20 protein-coding genes and 1 tRNA gene are annotated in these 22,780 nt (G+C 66.2%); 14 read left to right on the top strand and 7 right to left on the bottom strand.

Going from position 1 to position 22,780, the window contains the following annotated elements:
- Positions 1 to 65: 65 nt before the first annotated feature.
- The gene (dcd, locus tag ACZ7JZ_RS11205; protein WP_470936176.1) at positions 66 to 656 is read right to left on the bottom strand and encodes a dCTP deaminase; all 591 of its coding nucleotides are present in this window, start codon (positions 654 to 656) and stop codon (positions 66 to 68) included.
- Between the two features lie 495 nt (positions 657 to 1,151).
- Between dcd and ACZ7JZ_RS11200 the strand changes: the two genes are divergently transcribed.
- A tRNA-Gly gene (locus tag ACZ7JZ_RS11200) sits at positions 1,152 to 1,225 on the top strand.
- 126 nt (positions 1,226 to 1,351) lie between these two features.
- On the opposite strand, the gene ACZ7JZ_RS11195 is transcribed toward ACZ7JZ_RS11200, so the two are convergent.
- The 3 genes from ACZ7JZ_RS11195 to ACZ7JZ_RS11185 form a co-directional block, all read right to left on the bottom strand.
- Positions 1,352 to 2,560: a tyrosine-type recombinase/integrase gene (locus tag ACZ7JZ_RS11195; RefSeq protein ID WP_470936173.1), complete on the bottom strand. Its 1,209-nt coding sequence runs from the start codon at positions 2,558 to 2,560 to the stop codon at positions 1,352 to 1,354.
- On the bottom strand, positions 2,561 to 2,779 hold the full coding sequence (locus ACZ7JZ_RS11190) for an excisionase family DNA-binding protein (protein WP_470936412.1): 219 nt from the start codon (positions 2,777 to 2,779) through the stop codon (positions 2,561 to 2,563). It abuts the gene before it with no gap.
- Positions 2,780 to 2,995: 216 nt separating this feature from the next.
- Positions 2,996 to 3,280, bottom strand: coding sequence for a helix-turn-helix domain-containing protein (locus ACZ7JZ_RS11185; protein WP_470936170.1), 285 nt, complete (start codon positions 3,278 to 3,280; stop codon positions 2,996 to 2,998).
- A gap of 271 nt (positions 3,281 to 3,551) precedes the next feature.
- Between ACZ7JZ_RS11185 and ACZ7JZ_RS11180 the strand changes: the two genes are divergently transcribed.
- Together ACZ7JZ_RS11180 and ACZ7JZ_RS11175 are read left to right on the top strand one after the other, a co-directional pair.
- On the top strand, positions 3,552 to 4,814 hold the full coding sequence (locus tag ACZ7JZ_RS11180; RefSeq protein WP_470936167.1) for a DUF3631 domain-containing protein: 1,263 nt from the start codon (positions 3,552 to 3,554) through the stop codon (positions 4,812 to 4,814).
- Positions 4,815 to 5,142: 328 nt separating this feature from the next.
- Positions 5,143 to 5,958 (top strand): DUF2637 domain-containing protein, encoded by an 816-nt coding sequence (locus ACZ7JZ_RS11175; protein WP_470936164.1) that lies wholly within the window; start codon positions 5,143 to 5,145, stop codon positions 5,956 to 5,958.
- 444 nt (positions 5,959 to 6,402) lie between these two features.
- Here ACZ7JZ_RS11175 and ACZ7JZ_RS11170 read toward each other — a convergent pair whose 3' ends face one another.
- The 3 genes from ACZ7JZ_RS11170 to ACZ7JZ_RS11160 all read right to left on the bottom strand — a co-directional run bounded on the left by ACZ7JZ_RS11170 (position 6,403) and on the right by ACZ7JZ_RS11160 (position 7,986).
- Positions 6,403 to 6,837 carry an NUDIX hydrolase gene (locus ACZ7JZ_RS11170; protein WP_470936161.1) on the bottom strand — a complete coding sequence of 145 codons (435 nt, stop codon included), beginning with the start codon at positions 6,835 to 6,837 and terminating at the stop codon, positions 6,403 to 6,405.
- Between the two features lie 79 nt (positions 6,838 to 6,916).
- Positions 6,917 to 7,327 (bottom strand): NUDIX hydrolase, encoded by a 411-nt coding sequence (locus ACZ7JZ_RS11165; protein WP_399816585.1) that lies wholly within the window; start codon positions 7,325 to 7,327, stop codon positions 6,917 to 6,919.
- The gene (locus ACZ7JZ_RS11160; RefSeq protein ID WP_399816292.1) at positions 7,327 to 7,986 is read right to left on the bottom strand and encodes an NUDIX hydrolase; all 660 of its coding nucleotides are present in this window, start codon (positions 7,984 to 7,986) and stop codon (positions 7,327 to 7,329) included. The genes ACZ7JZ_RS11165 and ACZ7JZ_RS11160 overlap by 1 nt, the downstream gene beginning before the upstream one ends.
- A gap of 408 nt (positions 7,987 to 8,394) precedes the next feature.
- Here ACZ7JZ_RS11160 and ACZ7JZ_RS11155 point away from each other — a divergent pair, with 408 nt between their 5' ends.
- The 11 genes from ACZ7JZ_RS11155 to ACZ7JZ_RS11105 all read left to right on the top strand — a co-directional run bounded on the left by ACZ7JZ_RS11155 (position 8,395) and on the right by ACZ7JZ_RS11105 (position 21,804).
- Positions 8,395 to 8,904 carry a nucleoside-diphosphate kinase gene (locus tag ACZ7JZ_RS11155; protein WP_374775016.1) on the top strand — a complete coding sequence of 170 codons (510 nt, stop codon included), beginning with the start codon at positions 8,395 to 8,397 and terminating at the stop codon, positions 8,902 to 8,904.
- Positions 8,905 to 8,984: 80 nt separating this feature from the next.
- A complete protein-coding gene (locus ACZ7JZ_RS11150; protein ID WP_470936157.1) occupies positions 8,985 to 9,284 on the top strand; it encodes a hypothetical protein in 300 nt (99 codons plus the stop codon).
- Positions 9,285 to 9,449: 165 nt separating this feature from the next.
- On the top strand, positions 9,450 to 10,034 hold the full coding sequence (locus ACZ7JZ_RS11145) for a CYTH domain-containing protein (RefSeq protein WP_470936154.1): 585 nt from the start codon (positions 9,450 to 9,452) through the stop codon (positions 10,032 to 10,034).
- A gap of 40 nt (positions 10,035 to 10,074) precedes the next feature.
- Positions 10,075 to 10,839 carry a hypothetical protein gene (locus tag ACZ7JZ_RS11140; protein WP_470936152.1) on the top strand — a complete coding sequence of 255 codons (765 nt, stop codon included), beginning with the start codon at positions 10,075 to 10,077 and terminating at the stop codon, positions 10,837 to 10,839.
- 2 nt (positions 10,840 to 10,841) lie between these two features.
- Complete coding sequence (locus ACZ7JZ_RS11135; protein ID WP_470936409.1) at positions 10,842 to 12,236, top strand: hypothetical protein; 1,395 nt, start codon at positions 10,842 to 10,844, stop codon at positions 12,234 to 12,236.
- 60 nt (positions 12,237 to 12,296) lie between these two features.
- Entirely contained in the window at positions 12,297 to 13,034 is a 738-nt protein-coding gene (locus ACZ7JZ_RS11130) for a class I SAM-dependent methyltransferase (RefSeq protein WP_470936149.1), read from the top strand.
- A gap of 113 nt (positions 13,035 to 13,147) precedes the next feature.
- A complete protein-coding gene (locus tag ACZ7JZ_RS11125; protein WP_470936146.1) occupies positions 13,148 to 13,669 on the top strand; it encodes an ATP-binding protein in 522 nt (173 codons plus the stop codon).
- Positions 13,670 to 14,317: 648 nt separating this feature from the next.
- Positions 14,318 to 16,765, top strand: a complete 2,448-nt coding sequence (locus ACZ7JZ_RS11120) for a type I restriction-modification system subunit M (RefSeq protein ID WP_470936143.1) — start codon at positions 14,318 to 14,320, stop codon at positions 16,763 to 16,765.
- Between the two features lie 221 nt (positions 16,766 to 16,986).
- Positions 16,987 to 17,979, top strand: a complete 993-nt coding sequence (locus tag ACZ7JZ_RS11115) for a restriction endonuclease subunit S (protein WP_470936406.1) — start codon at positions 16,987 to 16,989, stop codon at positions 17,977 to 17,979.
- Positions 17,976 to 21,095: a type I restriction endonuclease subunit R gene (locus ACZ7JZ_RS11110; RefSeq protein ID WP_470936140.1), complete on the top strand. Its 3,120-nt coding sequence runs from the start codon at positions 17,976 to 17,978 to the stop codon at positions 21,093 to 21,095. The genes ACZ7JZ_RS11115 and ACZ7JZ_RS11110 overlap by 4 nt, the downstream gene beginning before the upstream one ends.
- Positions 21,079 to 21,804: a M48 family metallopeptidase gene (locus ACZ7JZ_RS11105; RefSeq protein ID WP_470936137.1), complete on the top strand. Its 726-nt coding sequence runs from the start codon at positions 21,079 to 21,081 to the stop codon at positions 21,802 to 21,804. Before ACZ7JZ_RS11110 ends, ACZ7JZ_RS11105 begins: the two co-directional genes overlap by 17 nt.
- The last annotated feature ends 976 nt before the right edge of the window (positions 21,805 to 22,780 follow it).

Below are 22,780 nucleotides of genomic sequence, written 5' to 3'. Positions count from 1 at the left end.
AGTGCTCAGTGTCCTTCGCGGCTCCGGGAGCCGCACTTGGAGTGGTACAGATGCCGCCCACCGGGCTATTCCGGCAGTCCGCCGACCTGGGTGCGGTGGAAGTTCACGAAGGACCGCGAGGCCGTCGGGCCGCGCTGGCCCTGGTAGCGCGATCCGTACCGCTCGCTTCCGTACGGGAACTCGGCGGGCGAGCTGAGCCGGAACATGCACAGCTGCCCGATCTTCATCCCGGGCCACAGCTTGATCGGCAGGGTGGCGAGGTTCGACAGCTCCAGGGTCACGTGCCCCGAGAACCCGGGGTCGATGAACCCGGCCGTCGAGTGCGTCACGAGGCCGAGCCGCCCGAGGCTGGACTTCCCCTCCAGCCTGGAGGCGATGTCCTCGGGCAGCGAGATGACCTCGTACGTCGAGGCGAGCACGAACTCGCCCGGGTGGAGGATGAACGCCTCGTCCCCCTCCGGCTCGACCAGCCGGGTCAGGTCGGGCTGCTCGGCGGCGGGGTCGATGTGCGCGTAGCGGTGGTTCTCGAACACCCGGAAGAACCGGTCGAGACGTACGTCGATGCTGGAGGGCTGCACCATCGATTCCTCGAACGGGTCGATGCGCACCCGTCCGCTGTCGATCTCGGCCCGGATGTCCTTGTCTGAGAGAAGCACGTCCCGAGGATACGCAGTGCGCGCTGACCACCCCAATCGAAGCGGCCCGCGCTACACCGGAACCAGACCCTCCGCCCACCGGGACGGAGGCGGAGACCCCTAACCCTTCACACCCGCCACCGCGAGCGGAACGGCATGCCGCAACCGCGCACAGCGCGGACACCGGATGAGCCGCCCGGGCCCGATCCGGCCGGCATCGAGATGCTGCAGCGGGAACGAGGCGGTGCTGAATACGTGCCCCTCGGCACAACGGACGACGGTGCGCTCCATCGAGTCCCTTTCCCCAAACGAGTCGGCTGGCGACGAATCGCCACATTAGGGGATGAAGAGGATCCGACTCCACCCGCCGCTCCGCCACCCCACGCTACGCCCCAACTCCCGCCCCGCACCCACGTATCCCACCCCGAAAACACCAAAACCCCCGGCCTGTCAGCGCCAGGGGCAGATCATGGGGTAAAGTGTCGAACCAAGCGGCACACCCAGCTGTACCGCAATGCGGATGTAGTTTAATGGTAGAACATGAGCTTCCCAAGCTTATAGCGCGGGTTCGATTCCCGTCATCCGCTCCATGACAAAGCCCCAGGTCAACGACCTGGGGCTTGTTTGTTGTCTAGACCTATCGAGGCCCGCGTGCCATTCGCGTGCCATAACTGCCCTAACGGGGCGTCAGCTTGTCGCCGCGCCTCTTGTGAGGATCACCTCGCCCGAGCGGCCCGACCGGACGTCGGCGGCGAGGACACGAACATGTGCCCGGTCCCAGTCGGGCTGGGCTGCCGACCACGGGCGGGCACCCGCTGGAGCCGGACGGTGGCGTCGATGTCGTCGGCGAGCCTGCGCTGGTGCGCCTTGGTGGAGTGCTGGTAGATCAGCTGGGCCCGCTCCGAGGACTGGCCCGCTCGGACCATGAGGTCCTTCAGCTTGGCACCGGTGTCGGCGGCGAGGGTGTTCCCCGTGTGTCGCAGGTCGTAGAAGCGGAACTCCTTCGGCATGCCGACCGTCTCACGGGCCTTGCGCCACTTCCGACCGAAGGACGTACCACGCATGGGCGCACCCTTCTCGCCCACGAAGACGAGGCCGTCGGGTCCGTCCTCTGCGAACCACTCCAGGTGCCGGCGGACGTCCAGAAGCACGAAGCTGGGCAGCATGATCTCCCGCTTGCCCGCACGCGACTTGGGATTTCCGATCACCCTGCGTCCCGTGTTCAGCTCCGGGGCGGCCCTGCGTACGCGTACCGAGCCCGCGTCGAGATCGACGTCGGCGCGTCGCAGCTCGGCCAGCTCCTCCGGCCGCATGGAGGCGAAGGCCCCCAGCAGGACCATCAGCCGCCAGCGGATCCCGATGGCCTCGGCAAGCGCAAAGACCTGCTCGACGGTGGCAACGGGCCGCTCGTCGGCGTCTTCTCGCCCCGCACCGCGGATCGAGCACGGGTTGCGCCGGATCAGCTCGTCCTCGACCGCCGTCTGCATGATCGCCTTCAGCAGCCGGTAGGACTTGGCCGTCGTGGTCCTGCCAGTAGCCTTCAGCCGTTCCGCGCGCCAGGTCCTGACCTTGGCGGGGCTGATGGCGTTGACGTACGCCTCTCCGAAGGACGGCTCCAGGTGGAGACGCAGGAGCCGTCGGTACAGCTCGTCCGTGGTGGCCGCTATGCCCCGCTCCTCGATCCAACGCAGGGCGTACTCGGCGAACAGCACCTCGCCGGCGGTCGGGTCGATCCAGTCACCGCGGGCCTGGTCGGCCTGGACCTGGGCGAGGAACAGCTCCGCTTCCCGCTTGCTCTCGTACGTCTGCGGGGCGGGCCGCAGCACGCCGTCCGTGCCGGGGTAGCGGGCTTGGTAGCGGCCCGAGGGGAGAGTGCGGATCGCGCCGAAGCTGCGGCGCGGGGCCCTTCTGCGGGAGCGCGGCACTCAGACCACCAGCCCGTAGCCGACGCGGCGCCCGCGGACGGGCTCGACGGTCCGCTCGGCGATGTAGGCAGCCAGCACGCTGTCGGCGATGCGGACGTGCTTGCCAAGCTTGACGTAGCGGATACGCCGTTCGGCGATGAGGCGGCGGATGAAGCGCACGCCCGTGCCTAGCCGCTCTGCGGCTTCCTCGACTGTGAGCAGGCGATCGTTCGTATTCACCTCCTTCACGACAGCGGATTCCTCGGCAATTGTTTTCCGACTCGCCCCACCCGCTCCATCGACGGCAAGGCTATTGCGGGCAGGGGTTATCGGCGATCGACGCAAGAGTTCCCTCTCATGAAATGGGCAGGGGTACGGCAAGGGACGGGACAGCGGGCGTACCGACAGCACCAATGGTCTGGAGAATCCCCGGTTTCGGAAACCGGGGATCGTCGGCTATATTTCGCCCGCTCCGGCTGCCTGGGGACGCTCCGGCGCGTTCATGAGCAAGGTCTGGGGCGGCGTTCCGAGGGCGGCGGCGATGGCGACGAGGTCGTCGACATCGCAGCGTCGGACTGTGCGCTCTATGCGGGAGAGCGCGGTGAAGGTCATGGGTCGGCCGAGGGCGCGGATGCGGGCGGCGAGCTGGCGCTGGGAGTAGCCGCGGGCGGCACGGGTGCGCTCGATGGCGCGGGCGGCGGCTCGACCTGCGGGGCCGATTTCAAGAGATCGTGGTGGCATTGGTGTGTTGTAACTTCCGCTGCGACCCTATGGGAACCCCTTTCCTGTCTGCCGTCAGCGATGCGCTCGATGACAGCAGCAATTTCGGTGACCGGGATTCGGGGGATACGGTTCTGGGCCGGAAACCCTTCAGGAGTTCTAGAGCCAGCTCTGGACTTCTGGGTCTGGTGTGTGGCTGTGTTGTCCACGCACCCCGGCCACGCCGGATTTCCCTTCCCAATTCCCGAGAGGTGACCGCTAGCGCGGCACCGGCAAAGGAGCCGCCCCCTTGATGCCCAATACCCCTGACCCCATCACCGCCCCGCCCAAGGCGGTCTGGCCGCCGGTGGCCGTACCCGGGCAGCCCGATGCCCACCGGACCGTCCCGGCGGACTCGGCCGTGGAACCGAAGGCTTCGCTGCCACAACCCGTCTCCGCTCCGATCGGTCCCCGCACGCAGGGCGACCGGGTGCTGGCCGATCTGGCCGCGCAGATCGAGCGGTACGTGGTTCTGCCGAGCCCCGAGGCGCTCACAGCGGTGACGCTGTGGGTGGCGGCCACGCACCTGCAGTCGGTCTGGCAGCACGCGCCGCGCCTGGCGGTGGTGGGTCCGGCGAAGCGGTGCGGGAAGTCGCGCCTCCTGGACGTGATCACCGAGACCGTCCACGATCCGCTGATCACCGTGAACGCCTCGGCTGCGGCGATCTTCCGGTCGATCAGCGAGTCGGATCCGCCGACCCTACTGGTGGACGAGGTCGACACGATCTTCGGCTCGGCGAAGGTCGCGGAGAAGAACGAGGAGCTTCGGGGCCTGCTCAACGCAGGCTTCCAGAAGAGCCGTTACACGCTGCGCGTCGCCGGACCGAACCACGAGGTGGTCCGCTTCCACACCTTCGCGATGGCCGCCCTCGCCGGCATCGGCGATCTGCCCGACACGATCATGGACCGGTCCGTGGTGATGCGGATGCGTCGCCGCCGGAACGGCGAGACCGTCTCGGAGTTCCGCGCCTTCCGCGACACCCCTGCCCTGCACGCGGTACGCGACCGCCTCGCCGCGTGGCTGCGCCCGCGCGGGAAGGAGGCCACGAGGCTCATGCCCGTCTCCATGCCGGTGGAAGACCGGGCTGCGGACACGTGGGAGGCGCTGGTCATCGTCGCGGATCTCGCCGGAGGGGACTGGCCTGAGCGTGCCCGAACCGCATGCCGGGTGATGACCGCGCATGAGGCCGCCCTCGACCAGGACAACTCGCTGCACACCCGCCTCTTGGTCGACATCCGCCGCGCCTTCGCAGCCTGTGGCGACCCAGCTGCCCTACCCACCAGGACGATCCTCACCATGCTCAACCGTGACGAGGAGGCGCCCTGGGCCAACGACGGCGCCCAGGGCCTGATCCCGCGTCGCCTGCAGATCCTGCTGGATCCCTTCGCCATCAGGTCGTCCACGCGCCGCTTCCCCGAGGGGACCCAGGCCAAGGGCTTCACCCGCGCCCAGTTCGTGGACGCATGGGACCGGTACTGCCCGTCCGAGACCCCGTCGGAGCCGTCCGGGACGTGACCGTCCCGACTCGTCCCACTCGTATCAGCGCAGGTCAGCGCAGGGACGAGTCGCAAGGGCGGGACGGGTGGACCCGTACCACGCCACATCCAAGGGCCGGCGGCCAGCTCTGGCGGCCCACCTGCCGCACCCGTCTCTTTCGCACTCGTCCCACCCGTCCCCAGGCAGGTCAGCACAGGGACTGCTCGCCGCGCCGGGACGAGTCCAACCCGTACCGCTCTGCTACCCGTACCACCTCTGACCAGGCACGGGACGAGTGGGACGAGTCTTCACCCGCCACGGCGGCCACCGCTGGCAGCCGCCTCCACCACCTCTGGGAGCCCCACGCTTGCCCACGCACAACCCCGCCTCCACCTCCTCTGCCCAGCCTCTCCGGATATCCCTGGCTGAGGCGATCCGCACCGGAGTGGCCCTGATGGCCCTGGCTGCGTTCGCGCTCTCCTACGACGCGCTGCGCCAGATGGCCGCTGCCAGCCACATCCACCCCGCGCTCACATACGCCTTCCCGCTGGTCGTCGACGGGTTCATCGCCATCGGCATCGGCGCCCTGCTCGTGCTGCGGACCGTCCACTTGCGAGCCCGCCTGTACGTGGCCGGCCTGGTCAGCCTGGCCACCGCCACCAGCATCTGGGCGAACGTGCTCCACGCCGTCCGCCTCAACCAGCAGACCGGCCACACGGGTCTCCTACTGGACGACCTCACCGTCGGCGTCATCTCCGCCATCGCCCCGCTCGCCCTGGCCGGAGCCGTCCACCTCTACCTCATCGTCCAGCGCCACCCGGCACACCCGGAGCCACAAACCCCGGCCCCCACTATTAACAGGCCCGTGCGCCCGCGGCCCGGACGTGGCTCGGCCGCCGCGCCCGCCCCGCAACCCGCTGAAGAGGTGACTCAGCCACAACTCGAGCAAGTGGCTGAGGGCGGGAATCCGCCCGTCGAACGCTCCGGGCAGACCGTCGCCACCTTCGAGCAGGTGATCGAGATCGGGCGCGCGGCCCCGCGGGGCCGGGGCGGCAGGGTCTCGCGCCGCCGCATCGAGGAGGCCGTTCGCGCCAAGGGTCTGGGCGCCGGCAAGGACCTCCTCGAAAGGGCCAAGAAGGATCTCCAGGCCGAACTCGATGCCGTCCAGGCGGACGCCGCCTGACTTCCACCGCCGCTGCTCGCCCCACGGAACACGCGAAGGGGCGGCGCACTCGCCCCGTCCCCGGTCGTCTCCCCGTCGCACCGCCGCCATCCGAAGGCCCGCACGAGGCACGAACAGCACACCCTCGTCGCCAACGACCGCAGCAGCCTGAACCGCTCACCATCGTTCCGGCTGGAGCAAGTTATCGGCTAAGACACTCTTCCCCGGCGGGGAAGAGTGTCTTAGCCGATCCCGCCCCTGGGGTGGCGGGAGCGGACCGGAGCCAGGGGGCACCGGTCCACCATGCAGCGACCGAGGGCGGATCGCAGCCTGAGGAGAAGTCCGCACCCCGGCGCAAGCGCTCGCCGAAGCGGACGGTGGCCCGAACGCCGCCACCATCAATGGCGGTGGCCATGTTCGCCCGGGAGCACAGCAGGTGGTCCCGCAGAAGAACGCCCGAGGCGTTCAGCGACTGAACGGCGCGAGGGTCCCGGCGCTGATGGCGCCCCGCAGGACGTGGTCGATCTCCTCGGGCTTGAGGTCGATGCCGTCGAGCCCCTCCACGGTCAGCGGGATCTCCTCCAGCGCGTACTCGCCCCGGCCTTCGGCGCTGAACTCGGGACCGCTGCGGTCCTCGAAGGACCAGGTCGCGACGCGGGCGAGGTAGAAGAGCTGACGCTCGTCGTCGGTCTCCATCGTGTGGAGGAGCCGGACGATGTCGGCCTTCCCCGCGATCTCCTCGTGGATCTCCCGATGGAGGGCGGCCTCCCGAGACTCGTCGCCGGCTTCGACACCACCACCGGGCAGCACCCAGTACGTCGGGATTCCGGGCTTGGTACGGCGGATTACCAGCATCGTGTCGTCAGCGGTGACGAGGACGGCGCGGACTCGTTCGATCATGTCGCTCTACCTCCTTGCTTGCTGACGGTCTCGGTACAGCAGCCAGTCCAGGCGACGCCACTCGCCTCGAAGGCCTTCGTCAGCGGTTCAAGGCCACATCGAGGTGCTCTTGTACCGGCTCGAACAGGCCGTAGGGGACGTACTGCGGAATCTCTGCATGAGCAACCCACGCGAGCTCGGCCAGCTCCTCGGTGTCCGCGACGTGCGCGTTTCCGCCGATCACCTCGCAGGCCGTGTAGGACATCAGCCGACCAGTCGCCGGGTGGACCCGCTCACCCAGCAGCTGCACCGACTTCACCGTCAGCCCCGTCTCCTCCTGGGTCTCGCGCACGGCCGCATCCTCCCGGCCTTCGCCGGGCTCGACCTCGCCAGCCGGGAACTGCCAGGAGAGCTGGCCCTCGCTGACCCTGCGCCGCACCATGAGCACGCGCCCTTCGTGCACCACGATGGCCGCAGCGATGCCCGGTCGTTCCTCAGCGTTCTGCTGCATCACGTCTGCTCCTCCAAGACGGCCAGGATGGGTGGGAAGATCGTATCGACGGGGATGAATCGGGTGAGTGAGTTTTTCGGAACCCACATAACGTCCGCGTTCTCCGCAGCGTCGGCGTTGGCCGCCTCGCCCGCCAGGTACTCGCACAGGAAGTAGTCGCAGAGCACCCCGGTCACCGGGTGGAGGCGGCTCCCCAGCTCCTGGCGTACCGCGCAGTGGACCCCTGTCTCATCCAGCGTCTCCCGCACCGTGGTGGTCTCGGCCCTGCCGCCGGGTTTGATCACGCCGGCGGGGAACTGCCAGGTGATGCCCGACGCGTCGTCGTGCCGTCGGCACACCAGCAGGACCTGATCGTCACGGGTGACCACAGCGATGGCGACTCGGAGCGCCTGGGCGCCAGCGGGACTCGGCGTGGCCGGTCGGTATTCGTTCGCGACCAGCAGGGAGAACCGTTGACGGGCTGCCGACGGGGCCTGCTCGTGGGCTGAGTCCAGGAGTTGCTGCATCTCCTTGCGCGGCACGACGGCGGGGTCGGCGTGCCAGGCTGCGACGGTTCGGACGGCGATGCCGAGCTGGGCAGCGAACTGCTCGTTGGTGAGCCTGAGCGCGGACTGAAGGATGCAGGCGTACCGCCCGCTCCAGAGCTCGATGACCTCCACACGCCGCCCCTTCGTCGTCGCCGCTCTCGATGCAGGAACCCGCGTGCCGAAGGTGCACTCCGACTGCACTGGCGTTTCATGGTCGCGCAAGGCGTACCCCGGAAGAATCGGAGGCATCGGGAGGGAAATTCGCCTGATCAACGTTCCGGATCCGGGACCAGCCCGCGAGGCGTAAGCGCGACCGGACGACCACAAGGAGATTTTAGATGCGTGCTCGCTTCGGGTAGGGGAGACAGCGAGGTTGGCTCAATTCGATTCCTTGATCCATTCCCCACAGAGGCCGTATCTGCCTCCGACAGCCGCAGGACACCGATGCTCAGCCTGCCCGCTTCGCCGACGCCGGTAACCTCAGCAGGTGACGGCTGATCGCCCGTCATCTCCGGTTGCTAGCAAGGCGAAAGGGAGACAATGCCCGAGGATCAGGCACACACCGTGGAGCGCACGCTCGTCCTGCTGAAGCCCGATGCGCTGGCGCGTGGCCTGGCAGGCAGGATCATCACGCGATTCGAGGACGCCGCGCTGAAGATCGTCGGAACGAAGATGAAGTGGATGGACGAGGAATTCACTCGCCGCCACTACTTCGACCTCGAAGAGCGTCTCGGGGCGGAGGTCTACAACGTCACCTCCACTTTCATGCAGCAGGGGCCGGTAATCGCCCTGGTGCTGGAGGGCTACGACGCCATCGCCACGGTCCGCAAGATCGTGGGAAGCACCTACCCGAACCAGGCGCCCGCCGGCACCGTGCGAGGCGACCTCTCGCACTACAGCGCCGCGGCCAGCATCGCCTCCGGCAAGGCCGTCGCCAACCTCGTGCACGCCTCCGGCAACGCGGAGGAGGCCAAGCAGGAGGTGGAGCTGTGGTTCGACAAGGACGAGCTGCAGGACTACAAGACGCTGGCCGAGATCTACACGTACTGACGGCGGAGCACGGCGTCACCGGTGGGACGCCGACGCGTTGAACACCACTGGGGTACGACCGTCTGATCTGAGAGGGCACCATGACCAACCAGACCCGCCTGGCCTCCACCGACGAACTGGAGTCGATCTTCCAGCGTGAGCTGGTGAGCGACCGCTGGGCGGCGACCGAGACCGCCTACGCCCTGGCAGTACGCCACCGCGACCTGGGCAACTGGCCCGCGTCCCGGGAGTGGGTCCAGCAGTGCCTGCGTCTCCTGGAGGGCTTCCCCAGCGAGACGGAGGAGCAGGTCGCCACGAGCCGCCCGTCGGTGGGTGGCGTCCAGCTGCCCACGTACCTGCACTCCGGTGTGGTCCAGGCCCGCTTCGGCGACCTGGGCTGACACAGCAGAGCTCCACGAACGGTGCGGCGGGGCCCCGGCCCGGCCGCACCGCTCGCCCCACCCCCATTCCGAGCACCAATTCCATAGCGCCTGGCCAACCGGACAGGGCCCCCACGCCAGGGTCCGGCTGGCTTCGCCATGCCTGAAACGAGGAGACACCACCCCGTGGCCATCGAGATCGAGATGCGGGCCCGCTTCCCCAAGGAGTCCCACGACCAGCTGGTCGCCCGCCTGAAGGCGGATGGCGAGGACCTCGGCAACGACGACAAGCACATCTACTTCTACGTGCTGCCCGACCAGCTGCTGAAGGTCACCGACAACACCGCCGCCGGCACCGCCAAGATCACCCTCAAAGGGAGCAAGATCGGACAGGGCTCCGCATTCGCGGAGACGGAGTTCGCGATCGCCCCCGCCGACGTGTCCGCCGCGGTGAAGGTGTTCAACAGCCTCGGCTTCGAGGCCGCCATGCACGAGGCGTTCAATTTCCGGCACAACTACCGCTTCGACGGCGTCGAGATCGCGGTCAAGTGGAGCGAGGCGTGGGGCTACCACGCCGAGTTCGAGCTGCTGCTCAGCGACGACGCCTCGGACGCCGCCCGCGACGAAGCAACGGCCAAGATCATGGATGTGGCGGCGGAGCTGGGCATCACGCTGATGACCGAGCAGGAGCTGGCCGATTTCACCGCCGCCTTCGAGGCCGCCGAGCAGGAGCGGAAGGAGCGCGAGCAGCAGGCCGCGCCCCTCAGGTAGGAGCACGTCACCGCGGAGACCACCAAGGGGGTGGGCACACATGAGCACGACCCCAGCAACCGCAACCCTGATCGGCCAGGCTGCCCGTCGGCAGCTGCCGCTCCACCAGTACATGGACCGGGCCACCGTCGAGTGGATCGAGGAGAACCGGCCCGACTTCACGACGACAGCGCAGCCGGCCTTGGCTTCGGCTGCGCGGAGTCTGCTGAAGCAGTCCGCGCTTCCAGCCGCCTGGATGGCGACGCCTCGCCTGTACACCTCGATCCACGGCGTCCGTCACAGCATGCGTACGGCCGCACTGGCTGCCGTACTCGCCGACAGCAACGGGCTCGACGACGCCGACACCGCCACGGTGGTCGTGGCCGCGGCCGTTCACGACTGCCAGCGCCGTCACGACAAGAACGACCAGGGGCACGGGGCCCGCGCGGCCATCTGGCTCGCCGCGAATGCCGACACCGTGTGGGGCCACTTCGGCCTCACGGCCACCCCCCGCCGGATCGTGCAGGCGGCGACCGCCGTCCGCCTGCACGACGTCCCGTACGACGCTTTCACCGCGGACGACTGGCACGACCACGCGAAGGCGGAGTCGCTGGCGGACATCTTGAAGGCGGCCGACGCCCTCGACCGGTACCGGCTGCCGAAGGCCACCTGGTGGCCGGACGCCCGGCACGTCCGCGAGCCGGCCTTCGACCAGTACCGCGGCCTGGCCTTCGACCTGGTCCTCACCTCCGAGAAGGCCCACCTGGCAGGGGCCAGCAGCCCCGAGGCCGTCCGCTTCGCGCTGGCCCAGGCAGGGCTGGTGTGACCATGGACTTCCTCGACGCCTACCACCTGTGGGCCGATGCCCACGCCTTCTACGGCAGCGGCCTCATCCCCAGCCCCGCCGACCCCGTCGACCCGCTCACGGCCCAGGCCGCGACATGGGACCAACGCCTCGCGGAGGGCACCCCGAACGGCCAGCTGCTGCGCCGCAACGCCCTCTTCGACGCCCTGAGCGGCGAGGGCAAGCTGCACCTCCTCCACGTCACCCACGCACTGGAGGAGATCAACCAGGAGGGCATGCTCTACCCCTCCGGCGGCTGCCTCGTCGGAAGCATCTACTGCGCCCCGCTCACCCCCACCGAGCAGGGCTTCCGCATGCACAACCTGGCCTCGTACGTCCTGACCAGGGAGGCGCCGGCCTTCCTGGCCAAGCTCGGCATCACCGACCGCAGGCCCACCCCACTGATCATCGAGATCGACACGCCGCCGGAGTCGTACCGGGGGCTGGCCGGCATCGACTACCTCAGGCTGGGACTCATCCATCTGCAGATCTACAGCCACCTCGAGTACCTGCTCAGCAAGAACGAGCGGCACCAGCTCCGCGAGACCGTCGTGGCCCGCGTCAAGAACTCGACCGCTTTCCTCGCCACCGCCGCCACCGTGGCCTACCAGGGCACAGCCATCGCCCCGAAAGCCTTCCTTCAGCAGCTCGACGAGACCATCCCCCGCCTCCCGATCCTCGGCTACCTCTACTTCGAAGCCGTGGCGGAGTACCTGATGCTCCACTCCACCTCGCGCCACACCCGCCGCCTGGCGGAACTGGGGGAGCTGAACAACTGGCTCTACAAGGAGCTGCTGTTCGCCTCCTTCCCCGCCCTGTCCGGCAAGTTCGACCTCGCGAAGTTCCGCCCCCGCCCCGACGAGCTGGCCACGCTCCTCCGCCGTGTCGATCCCGCCATCGACCCCGAGCACGCCGCCACGTACCTCGTCGAGCGCATCAGCCACCTCGTGGCCGCACGACTCTTCACCCCCGGAGAGATCCCCGAAGCCTGGCACCACACCCGCTGGGAGTTCGACGCCCTCGCCACCCAGCTCGGCCCGCTCCTGGGCCACCTCATCCACCGGGAGCTGCGCACCTTCGGCCGCTACCCCGACTTCTACTTCTACTTCGACCAGTACAAAGCGCTGCAAGCCTGGAACTACTGGAACCACATGGACATCGTCGCCCCGTTCAACGGCACGATGCCCAAGGGCGAGATCGGCGTCAACCCGGCCTACCCCAACCTGGCCTACCGCATCTGGCGCGCCGAGCAGGACGACACCGGCCACCTCCACCCGGCCGAGGAGCTCTCCCTCACCATCGCCCCACGCCTGGTGGACATCAAGTACACCCTGATGCGCAACAAGCAGTGGACCGCCCCGGCGCCCAGCGCCGCGTAACCCACCACCTCACCCACAGCACCACCTCACCCAGCCCCCTTCATGATCAGGAGCCCTGTCATGAGCACCTCCGGCATGCCCTCGGTCGACCTCCTCGGCGAGCAGATCGCCTCACTCCTCGACGACCCGGCCACCACCCACGGGCTGGGCCGCGGCCTCCGCGCCGCCGCTCGCGAGATCGAACTCCACCGCTACCACCACACCAGTCGGCGTGCCTGGCCCAACGGCCGCATCGACGACAAGCCCGCCAAGGTCCAGATCGGCGGCGGAGCCCACCGGATCGACGGCTTCTTCAACATCGACGCCGTCCCGCCGGCCGACCTGCTCTGGGACGTCCGCGAGGGCATCCCCCTGCACGACAACACCGCCCAGACGCTGTTCTCCGAGCACTTCCTGGAGCACATCGACTACCCCCGCTCGGCCAAGCAGTACGTCATCGAGGCCCACCGCGTCCTCGCCCCCGGCGGCCAGATCATCACGGGCGTCCCCGACGCCGGCTTCGCCCTCAGCCGCTACCCCGGCTCCCTCGACACCTCCGCCGAGATGGTCGAGCGCTGGTATGCCAAGCGGAACTGCCTCGGCGACATCAACACCCAGCTCGACCTCGTCAACCTCGTCTTCCGCGACCAGGACGACGACCCCAAGTACACCCAGCACCTGTGGGCCTACGACCACGAGAAGCTCGTCCAGCTCTTCACCGAGGCCGGCTTCTCCACCGTCGAGCCGTGGACCTTCGACTCCGCCATGGCCAACCCGAAGCGCCACTGGGGCAGCGTCTACGTGATCGCGACGAAGTAGCCCGCGAGAGCCGGCGAGCCCCTGGGAGGCACCCCTCCCGCCGCCCGGGGGCCGCCTCCTTAGCCACGGCACACCGCCTGCCACCTGGCCACGCCGCCGAGGAAGCCACCCGCATGAGCCAGCCCGTCCCTCTCGTCAGCGACCTCTCGCTCGCAGCCATCCCGAGCGCCGCCTTCTGGGCCCGCTGCCACACCGTCGACGTACTCCGCCGCTGGGACTTCCCCGCCGAAGGCACCGAAGTGGCACGCCTTCTCGTTTCGGAACTCACCACCAACGCGATCGAGCACGCACGCCCACTGGGGCCTTCAGATGCCGCACGGCCCGCTCCGGACATGATCCTGCTGCGGCTCTGGCCGAGCCCGACGGGCGTCGTCCTGCAGGTCGGCGACAGCGACCCCCGCCCGCCGACGCCCCAGTCCCCCAGCGACAGCGCTCTGGGCGGCCGTGGCCTCATACTCACCGCCGCCATGGCCACGCGCTGGGGCTACCACCCCCGCCGTCCACACCCCGGCAAGTTCGTCTGGGCGGAGGTGCCGGCCCAGCCCTCGGCCGCCATCAGCGAAGCACCCGATGGGCGAAGCCAGAGCAGCCCGCTCCTTCTGGGCCAGGTCCTCACCTCACTACGGGAGCTCTAGCAATCCAGCCTGCCCTGGGCATCTCGCGGCAGGTCCAGCGGGCCCAGAGCCGAGATTGGGCGGTTCCCAGACCGGAACAGCCGCCTGGACCCGCGCCTTACCGATGCGAGCACGGCGCGGGCCAGTCCGGCAGAGTGCTGTAGGGACAAGAAGCTCATCAAGGGGCAGTGTCCCGCTGCTGGCCGCATTGCTTCGCTCGACGAACGACGCAAGCTCCTGCGCGGCCCACCGCTCCTGCCTCCGTCCCGCGCAACAGCCGACGGCGCCACGAGGCGATGCAGCGCAGCTGTGACTTCCTGGCCCCCTCCTTTCATGGGGCTCGGTGGGTAGGTTGCGGAGTGTTCCCCGCCGACTGACTACCTGGTGGGCGCACCCGGAGCCTTCGAGGGGCGCCAAGGCCAAAGGGTCACGCCGTGCGCCTTGGCGCCCCTCGAGACCCCCGGGTGCGAGCAGAGCTTGCTCGACCGGCGTGGAACAAGGTCCTCCTGACCCCGTGATGCGTCGGTGGACGTCGCTGGGCCGTGACTCCAGCACTCCGTCCGACACTCCGAAGCGTGGAGTGGCTCGCTCGCACGATCACTGGGCCGTGGGCCTCACGTCACACCGCTAAAGTCAGTAGCTGGCTGATGGCACAACGGAGGGCGTTAAGTGGCACTCAAGAAGTCCGACCTGTACAGCTCCCTATGGAGCAGCGCTGACGAGCTCCGCGGCTCCATGGACGCGAGCCAGTACAAGGACTACGTCCTGACGTTGCTCTTCGTGAAGTACGTCTCGGACAAGGCCAAGGCCGACCCGTACGCGCTCATCGAGGTCCCTGCGGACGGGTCCTTCGACTACCTGATCACGCTCAAGGGCAAGTCCGACGTCGGCGAGAAGGTCAACGTCGCGATCCGCAAGCTCGCCGAGGCCAATGACCTCCAGGGCGTCATCAACAACGCCGACTTCGACGACCCCACCAAGCTCGGCTCTGGCAAGGAGCTTCAGGACAAGGTCTCCAACCTCATCGGCATCTTCCAGGACATGGACTTCTCCGGCTCGAAGGCCGAAGGAGACGATCTCCTCGGTGACGCGTACGAGTACCTGATGCGCCACTTCGCGACGCAGTCCGGCAAGAGCAAGGGCCAGTTTTACACGCCGGCCGAGGTCTCACGCGTAATGGCCCAGCTCCTGCAGATCCCAGCTGGCACCCCGAAAGCAAGGACGGTCTACGACCCGACCTGCGGATCAGGCTCCTTGCTGATCAAGGTTGCCGACGCCGCTCCGAACGGCCTGACCATCTATGGCCAAGAGAACGACAACGCCACCTGGGCTCTTGCCCGGATGAACATGATCCTGCACGGCAACGAGACCCACGACATCGCGCAGGGCAACACTCTCTCTGACCCCAAGTTCCGTCAAGGCGACAAGCTCGACACATTCGACTACCTGGTCGCTAACCCGCCGTTCTCGGTAAAGACGTGGACGAACGGGTTCGAGAAGGATTACGGCCGCTTCGACGGATACGCCTGGCCGCCGGACAGAAACGGCGACTATGCCTTCTTGCTGCACATGGTGAAGTCACTCAAGTCGACTGGCAAGGGCGTGGTTGTCCTTCCGCACGGCATCCTCTTCCGTGGCAACACCGAGGCAACCATCAGAACCGAGTTGGTCAAGCGGGGGCTCATCAAGGCAGTCATCGGCCTGCCGGCGAACCTCTTCTACGGCACAGGCATTCCGGCCTGCCTCCTTGTCCTCGACAAGAAGGATGCCCAGTCGCGAACCGGCATCTTCATGATCGATGCCTCGAAGGGCTTCGAGAAGGACGGTCCGAAGAACCGCCTCCGGCCGCGGGACATGCACAAGATCGTCGACGCCTTCGTCAACCAGAAGCAGATCGACCGCTACTCACGCATGGTGCCACTGCGCGAGATCTCCGGCCCCAAGAACGACTACAACCTCAACCTCCCGCGCTACATCAACAGCTCGGAGCCCGAGGACATCCAGGACCTGCATGCCCACCTCCAGGGAGGCATCCCGAACCGCGACCTCGACGCTCTGCAGCCGTACTGGGATGCCTTCCCAAGCCTCCGCGCAGCGCTCTTCAAGCCGCTCCGCGACGGCTACTCGGAACTGACCATCGACACGGGGGACATCCACGGCAAGGTCACTGGCTCGAACGAGTATCAGGCCTTTGCGCAGGGCACTGCCGACACGGTGGCCAGCTGGTGGGCCAACAAGCGCGAGGTACTGACGGGCATTACCAGTGCGACCCCCGCCAACGACTTGATCCATGACATCTCCGAGGCCCTTCTTGACGCCTTCCGTCCGCGCCCACTGATCGACGAGTACGGCGTATATGAGCAGCTGATGAGCTACTGGCACGCCTCTATGCACGACGACGTCGCGCTCATCGTCAGCGAGGGCTGGGACGATGCAGCGAAGCCTCGGCTCGCCCGCACCTGGAAGGACAAGAACAACAAGCCCAAGTACGAGAACGCTCACATCATCACCGGAACCCGTGCGAACGCCAAGCGCTGGGTCATGGACCTCATCCCACCCGAGTACGTGATCGCGCGATTCTTCCCGAGCGAAAAGGCCGAGCTCGATGCGCTCATCACCGAGCATGAAGTCGCGTCGCAGGCGCTCGAGGAGTACGCCGAAGAGCATGCCGTCGAGGACGGTCTCCTCTGGGAAGCCGTCGAGGACGACAAGATCACCAAGAAGCTCGCCACCGCTCGACTGCGCGTCGCCATGCACGAGGGTGCGGAGGATGACGAGATCCAAGCCCTCCAGCGTGTACTCAAGCTGTACGAAGCGGAGGCTGCTGCCAAAAAGGTGGTCAAGGAGGCGACTGCCAAGCTCGAGCAGCTCGCGCTTGCGCAGTACACGAAGCTCACCACCGACGACATTCAGTCGCTGGTTATCGGCGACAAGTGGGGCGGCACGATCACTGGGCGAATCGGCGGCGAGGTCACTGATCTCGGGGCAACATTGGTGCGACGCCTCGGGGCCTTGGCCGACCGGTACGATTCGACTATCGGGGAACTCGAAGAGAAAATCATCGAGTTGAAGGACAAAGTTGCTGCACACCTTGCCGCAATGGGGATCGCGCCGTGACTAACGAGTGGACGACTCTGGGCTCTGTTACGACTTGGCTATCTGGTGGGACCCCGGCAAGGTCCAACCCAGCCTACTGGGGCGGCAGCGTGCCCTGGATCTCCGCCTTCACGCTGAAGGCGACGCGGCTCAGTACCTCAGATCAGTTCCTCACGTCCGCCGGAGTTGCGGCAGGGAGCAGGGTCGCACCCGAGGGGGCGACGCTTTTGCTCGTGCGCGGCATGGCGCTCCACCGCGAGGTTCGCGTAGGGCTAGCGACAAGACCACTCGCTTTTAATCAGGACGTTAAGGCGTTGGTTCCTGCCACTGGTCTTGAACCCGAGTTCCTCGTGCACTCGCTGCGGTCTCGGGAAAGCCAGATCCTGAAGTTGGTCAGTTCAGCCGGTAGCGGCACCGGGGTACTTGCTACTGATCGTTTGATGGCGCTTCCACTTTGGCTGCCGTCTCGGGACGTCCAACAAGGAATTTGCCGGGCGATCCGCGACGCGGACAACCTCACCGGGTCGCTCGAGCGCCTGATCGCCAAGAAGCGAGACATCAAGCAGGGCTTGATGCAGGAACTCCTCATGGGCACCACCCGCCTACCGGGCTTCACTGATCGGTGGTCGGAGAGCACGGTGGGTGATGTTGCCGCGGTCAAGACCGGTCCGTTCGGAAGTGCCCTTCACGAGGAGGACTACGTATCCTCTGGAACGCCAATCATTACAGTTGAACACCTCGGGGAGTTCGGAGTCAGCGCCGAAGGAGCGCCAATGGTCTCAGCCGACGACCGATGGCGACTTCGCTCGTACACTCTCAGGGAAGGGGACGTGGTTTTCAGTCGAGTGGGCTCAATTGACCGCAATGCTCGAATTGGGAAACGAGAAGCCGGGTGGCTTTTCTCAGGACGACTTCTGAGGGTGCGCTTCGACGCTAGCGCAGCCGACTCCCTGTTCATGAGTTACCAGCTGCGAAGCGAAACGTTCCGGGAACGAGTTCGCTCAGTTGCGGTAGGCCAAACGATGCCGTCACTGAACACGAAGATTCTGAGCGGCATCCCGGTCACACTTCCTCCGCTCGCCGAGCAGCGTGCAATTTCGACGGTACTTCGTGATGCCGACACGGAAATCACGGCACTCGAGCGCCGCCTCGAGTCCGCTCGAAGCATCAAGGTCGGCATGATGCAAGAACTTCTTACCGGTCGCACGCGAATTTCACTAGAGGCCGCCTCATGAGTATTGTTGGACAGAAGGAACGAGCGACCCAGAACCGCATTGTTGCGCTCTTCCAGGATCGTCTGAAGTACGAATATGGCGGGAACCTGGAGGACCAGGACAACACCAACGTCGACGAGGCGCTGCTTCGAGAGAACCTATTGGCACGCCGCGACAGCAACGGGCAGCCGATCTACGGCGAGGAGACTGTTGGACGCGCCGTTCAGCAGCTCCTGACCGCGGTCTCACTCGGCGGGGGACAGTCCCTGTACGACGTCAACCGCAAGGTCTACGACCTGTTGCGCTACGGCGTGAAGGTGAAGCGTGATGTCGGCGAGAACTTCGAGACCGTCTGGCTCATCGACTGGACCGCCCCGGACGCGAACCACTTCCTCGTGGCGGAAGAGGTCACGATCAGAGGCCAGCACACTAAGCGCCCCGACATCGTGCTCTACGTCAACGGCATCGCCCTCGGCATCATCGAGCTCAAGCGCTCATACGTCAGCGCCAGCGAGGGCATCCGCCAGAACATCGGTAACCAGAAGCAACACTTCGTGCGGCCATTCTTCACAACGGTCCAAATGCTGTTCGCTGGCAACGACGTGGAGGGCCTGCGCTATGGCGTCATCGAGACGCCGGAGAAGTACTGGCTGGAGTGGAAAGAGGCAGGGGAGGAGCCGAACCCGCTCGACCGCTCACTGATGCAGATGTGCTCCAAGGAACGCTTCCTGGAGCTCGTTCACGATTTCATCGTCTTCGACTCCGGTGTCAAGAAGGCTGCTCGTCACAACCAGTTCTTCGGCGTCAAGGCAGCGCAGGAGCGCATACGCTCCCGCGAGGGCGGCATCATCTGGCACACCCAGGGCTCGGGCAAGAGCCTGACCATGGTCTGGCTTGCGAAGTGGATCCAGGAGAACCAGACCGACCCCCGCGTACTCATCATCACCGACCGCACCGAGCTCGACGAGCAGATCGAGAAGGTGTTCGGCGGCGTCAACGAGAAGATCATTCGCTCGCGCTCCGGCGCCGAGATGATCACGCTCCTCAATCAGAGCCATCCATGGCTCATGTGCTCGCTGGTTCATAAGTTTCGCGGTTCGGACGACGACTCATCGCGCGACTCCGATGCTGACGACTTCATCAAGGAATTGAGCGCGACGATCCCGGCCGACTTCAGGGCCAAGGGCAACCTCTTCGTCTTCGTCGACGAGGCGCACCGAACGCAGAGCGGCAAGATGCACCATGCCATGAAGCAGCTCCTGCCGGAGGCGATGTTCATTGGCTTCACGGGTACGCCGCTGCTCAAGGCCGACAAGATGACAAGCATCGAGACCTTCGGCTCGTTCATCCACACCTACAAGTTCGACGAGGCTGTCCGCGACGGCGTCGTGCTGGACCTGCGCTACGAGGCCCGCAACGTCGACCAGGAGCTCAAGGGAGCCACCCACGTCGACAAGTGGTTCGACCTCAAGACCAAGGGCCTCACAGATCTATCCAAGGCGCGCCTCAAGAAGAAGTGGGGCACGATGCAGAAGGTCGTCTCGGCCAAGTCCCGTGCCGAGATGATCGTCCAGGACATCCTGATGGACTTCGAGCGGGAGCCGCGCCTGATCTCCGGTCGCGGCAACGCCATGCTGGTCGGCGACAGCGTGTACCAAGCGTGCAAGTTCTACGAGCTCTTCGTCCAGGCAGGCTTCACGGGCAAGGTCGCCATCGTCTCCAGCTACGTCCCCAGCGCCACGGCGATCTCCAAAGAAGACGCCGGCGAGGGCGACAACGAGGAGCTCCGCAAGTACGGCATCTATCGGCAGATGCTGGCCGACTACTTCAACGAGCCGGCCGACAAGGCAGTGCTGCGGGTCGAGGAGTTCGAGAAGGACGTCAAGCGGCGCTTCATTGAGGAGCCCGGCCAGATGCGGTTGCTCATCGTGGTCGACAAGCTACTGACCGGCTTCGACGCGCCCAGCGCCTCATATCTCTACATCGACAAGAGGATGCGCGATCACGGCCTGTTCCAGGCCATCTGCCGCGTCAACCGGCTCGATGGTGACGACAAGACTTACGGCTACGTCATCGACTACCGCGACCTCTTCAATTCCCTTGACAGGGCCATTACCGACTACACCTCCGAAGCTCTTGACGGGTACGCCAAGGAAGACATCGAGGGCCTGCTCGAAGACCGCATCCAGCAGGAACGTGCGGACCTCGACGAGGCCTTGGAGAAGATCAGAGCGCTCTGTGAGCCCGTTGCCCCACCCAAGGGCACGCTCGAGTACCAGCACTACTTCGTTTCGACCGTTCCCGGCGACGCCGACCAGATCAAGAACAACGAGCCCAAGCGCGTCGAGCTCTACAAGTCCGTGGCAGCCCTTGTCCGGGCCTACGGGACGCTCGCCAATGACATGCCACGCGCCGGCTACAGCACCGCTGAAGCCCAGGAAGTCAAGGACGACGTCGCCCACTATGTCGCTGTGAAGAACGAGGTTGAGGTCGGTGCCGGCGAGAACATCGACATCAAGCAGTTCGAAGCGGGCATGCGATCGCTCCTGGACACCTACATCCAGGCGGACCCGGTGGAGCAGGTTGCCACGTTCGACAAGGGTCTTGTCCAGCTGATTGTCGATCGTGGAGCTGATGCCATCGATGCGCTGCCTGGGGGCATCAAGAACAACCCCGAGGCGGTCGCTGAGACGATCATCAACAACGTGCGCAAGACGATCGTCGACGAGCGGGCCATGAACCCGAAGTATTACGATCGCATGTCGCATCTCCTCGACGCCATCATAGAGCAGCGACGCGAAGAGGCGATCGAGTATGCCGACTACCTCACCAAGCTCCTTGAGCATGCGGGGAAGGTGGGGAAGGGCGAGTCGGAGTCTGGCATCACGTATCCGGACTGGGCGAGCACGGCCGCTCGTCGTGCGCTCGTCGATTTCGCATGGCCATCCGAAATCGAGATCAATCTTGAGAACGTCCACGGCGTCATCCAGAACGCAAAGGAACACGGCTGGGCCGACAACCCTATCAAGGAACGCGCGTTGGCTCGCGCGCTTTATCGGGTGCTCCCCGATATCATTGACGGCCAGAAGATGATGCAGCTCATCGCCCAGCTCAAGGAGCATGATGAGTACCGCTAGCGCCCACCTGACAATCGCGGACCTTGGCGTCGACGTCGTCTACAAGAACATCAAGAACCTGCACATCTCGGTCTACCCACCGGTCGGCCGCGTGCGAGTGGCCGCGCCCGAGCACACAGACGAGGGCACCATCCGACTCGCAGTCGTGCAGCGCCTCCCTTGGATCAAACGTCAACGGGAGCAACTCCAGAACGCGGCTCGGCAGACCAAGCGCGAAATGCTCTCCGGAGAGACCCACTACGTTTGGGGGCGTCGGTACCGCTTGGATGTCTCGCGCACGAGCGGCAACTACGACGTAGGCCCTAAAGGCAACACGCTCTGGGTAGTCACGCCAGAAGGATCCGATCCTGACGCCCGCAGAGCAGCCTTGGATCGTTGGTACCGCCGTCAGCTCAAGGCGGCAGTACCCGACCTGCTCGCGAAATGGGAGCCGGTAATCGGTGTTGAGACCGAGAGTTTCGTCGTACGTCGCATGAAGACGAAATGGGGCACGTGCATCACCAATGCGCGCACCATTTGGCTTAACCCCGAGCTCGCCAAGAAGAACCCCAGGTGCCTGGAGTACGTCGTCGTGCACGAGTTGACCCACCTGCTGGAGCGCGGACACGGTGAGCGCTTTGTCGCCCTGATGGACCAGTTCCTGCCCGACTGGCGGGCCCGACGTGACGAACTGAACGAGGCGCCTTTGGCGGACGAGGACTGGACATAAGCCGACGGGTGTCATTCTGTCCGCATGGGTTCGGGCCTGTGGCGGAGGGTGAAGACTGCCGGCGACCAAACCATCCCAACTGAGGTCACCACCTCGACCACCGGCTTCGTCGTCCGCCCGATCGCCCAGGCCATCCGCCTGGAGCTCACCGACCGCGGCCAGATCGTGTTCCACGCCACAATGCCCTCGGCCTCCCACCCGGACGCGTACGCCGGGGACGATGCGACGATGGCGAGGGGCCCGGACTGTAAGCCTCTGCGCCTCGGGCGTCCCCAAGGCCTGGTAGGCCGCCAACGACCAAGCAGTCGGCAGGGCCCTGCCGGGCCCCTCACCGCCCTCGACAAGGAACTGATCTGCAAAGGCGTGGCCTGGAGGGCAACCAACCCGGCAGTGGGCAAGCCGTCCCCACGCCAGCGTGTCATGCGACAGGAGAACCGAAGCTGCGAACGGGCCAAGGTAGCGGCCTGACCTTTCCACGGCCGAACTGCGGCTATCGGCGGGACCGGTGCGCCGCTCGTACGTGATCGGGTCCCCTTCCCCACGGCCCGTCCGACGAGAAGCGCGTGCCACAACGTGCCAGTAAGGGCGGTAAACAGCGGTCATCAAGGGGCTGTAGCGAAGCAGCCAGAAGAGGCCGTAGTCGCGCGTCGTCGCAGGTCAGCAGCCATGTGCACGCCCAAGTGCCGGGTGATTCCCAAGCTTATAGCGCGGGTTCGATTCCCGTCATCCGCTCAGAGACGAAGGCCCAGGTCAGCGACCTGGGCCTTCATCGTTGTCTAGACCTCTCAGGGGTCTCCGTGCCCTCCGCGCGCCCCAACTCGCAGGAATATCCTGCCCACAGCGCCTTCGCGTACCACCGGCCCCCCTACTCCGCGAGCCACTCAAGGTGCCGCTCGACCTCGACGGAGAGGATGGCCGGCAGGTCGCCCACTCACCCACACACCAGCCGCTGGACTTGGTGTCGCCCTCGACGCAA

It is taken from the genome of Streptomyces sp. NPDC038213 (assembly GCF_055600495.1).
Note: the sequence above shows the minus strand (reverse complement) of the source record. Positions and strands in the feature narration are given on the sequence as shown.

Excerpts from the sequence above, each read along its gene's own strand:
- ACZ7JZ_RS11185 (WP_470936170.1), bottom strand. The coding sequence starts at position 3,280 with ATGCCACCACGATCTCTTGAAATCGGCCCCGCAGGTCGAGCCGCCGCC.
- ACZ7JZ_RS11180 (WP_470936167.1), top strand. The coding sequence starts at position 3,552 with ATGCCCAATACCCCTGACCCCATCACCGCCCCGCCCAAGGCGGTCTGG.
- ACZ7JZ_RS11170 (WP_470936161.1), bottom strand. The coding sequence starts at position 6,837 with ATGATCGAACGAGTCCGCGCCGTCCTCGTCACCGCTGACGACACGATG.
- ACZ7JZ_RS11165 (WP_399816585.1), bottom strand. The coding sequence starts at position 7,327 with ATGCAGCAGAACGCTGAGGAACGACCGGGCATCGCTGCGGCCATCGTG.
- ACZ7JZ_RS11155 (WP_374775016.1), top strand. The coding sequence starts at position 8,395 with ATGCCCGAGGATCAGGCACACACCGTGGAGCGCACGCTCGTCCTGCTG.
- ACZ7JZ_RS11150 (WP_470936157.1), top strand. The coding sequence starts at position 8,985 with ATGACCAACCAGACCCGCCTGGCCTCCACCGACGAACTGGAGTCGATC.
- ACZ7JZ_RS11140 (WP_470936152.1), top strand. The coding sequence starts at position 10,075 with ATGAGCACGACCCCAGCAACCGCAACCCTGATCGGCCAGGCTGCCCGT.
- ACZ7JZ_RS11135 (WP_470936409.1), top strand. The coding sequence starts at position 10,842 with ATGGACTTCCTCGACGCCTACCACCTGTGGGCCGATGCCCACGCCTTC.
- ACZ7JZ_RS11130 (WP_470936149.1), top strand. The coding sequence starts at position 12,297 with ATGAGCACCTCCGGCATGCCCTCGGTCGACCTCCTCGGCGAGCAGATC.
- ACZ7JZ_RS11125 (WP_470936146.1), top strand. The coding sequence starts at position 13,148 with ATGAGCCAGCCCGTCCCTCTCGTCAGCGACCTCTCGCTCGCAGCCATC.
- ACZ7JZ_RS11115 (WP_470936406.1), top strand. The coding sequence starts at position 16,987 with ATGGCGCTCCACCGCGAGGTTCGCGTAGGGCTAGCGACAAGACCACTC.
- ACZ7JZ_RS11110 (WP_470936140.1), top strand. The coding sequence starts at position 17,976 with ATGAGTATTGTTGGACAGAAGGAACGAGCGACCCAGAACCGCATTGTT.
- ACZ7JZ_RS11105 (WP_470936137.1), top strand. The coding sequence starts at position 21,079 with ATGATGAGTACCGCTAGCGCCCACCTGACAATCGCGGACCTTGGCGTC.